The following is a 767-nucleotide window of genomic DNA, read 5'->3' as shown; positions in this document are numbered from 1 at the left end:
AATCCACGCGCAACGTCCTCGCGCCAATGCTGCACCAGCGCCGGCGCTCTGGCGCTTTCGGCCAGAAGCAGGCGATAGACCGATATCGTGGCGGGGGAGTCAAACGTCGTATACAGGCGATCAATATAGACGTCCACCAACTCTGGCAACGTCAGATCTTCATCCGGAAGCCAGCCCTGGAAATCGCAAAGCTGCTTCGTTGTACGTTCGAGCAAGGCGTGAAAAATCTCTTCCTTACTGTTGAAGTGGGCGTAGATGCCTGCCTTGGACAAACCCGCACATTCCGCCAGGCGCTCCATCGACACGGCGTTGTATGTCCGATCCGCAAACTCGATCAGGGCCGCGTCCAGTATTTCCTCTTTCCTGGCCGCAGAGGACAGGTAGCGGCGCTTGTCTGGTACGTCGTCTTTCTTGGTTGGCATTCAAAGGCCCTGTTCAGAAATCTGAGGGATTTTCCCATGGGCTGGTCACCGGTTCCACCATGAAAACATGGTCAGCCCAGGCCAAGCAGTTCCAACTGACTGGCGTGCAGTGCCTAGTGAACTGCTAATTGCGAATCTGGGATTGTAACGTATAATCATAAACAACCGTCCAGTCGGTTGCTTTTAAAACTCATGATGCGAGATGCCGTAGGGACGCGGACGAACCCGAAACGCTGGAAGTGAAACAGGAAGAGCACCTCATCAACCAGCCGAAAGAGGCATGGGTGTGCACACATCAATAAGGAGATGGCGTGGGCTTGATAACGCTTGCGAGTAAAGAACGGG

General features: G+C 54.4%; 2 protein-coding genes. Both read right to left on the bottom strand.

The features are described from left to right. Positions 1-422 (bottom strand): TetR/AcrR family transcriptional regulator (locus ASU03_RS20385; protein ID WP_082627372.1); only part of this gene is annotated, 422 nt, incomplete at its 3' end. A 155-nt stretch (positions 423-577) separates the two neighbouring features. Next, a partial coding sequence (locus ASU03_RS21665; protein WP_231731657.1) for a hypothetical protein occupies positions 578-767 on the bottom strand: 190 nt, incomplete at its 5' end.

It is taken from the genome of Colwellia sp. TT2012 (genome assembly GCF_001440345.1).
Classification (GTDB): Bacteria; Pseudomonadota; Gammaproteobacteria; order Enterobacterales; family Alteromonadaceae; genus Colwellia.
This window is presented reverse-complemented; position numbering and strand designations above follow the sequence as displayed.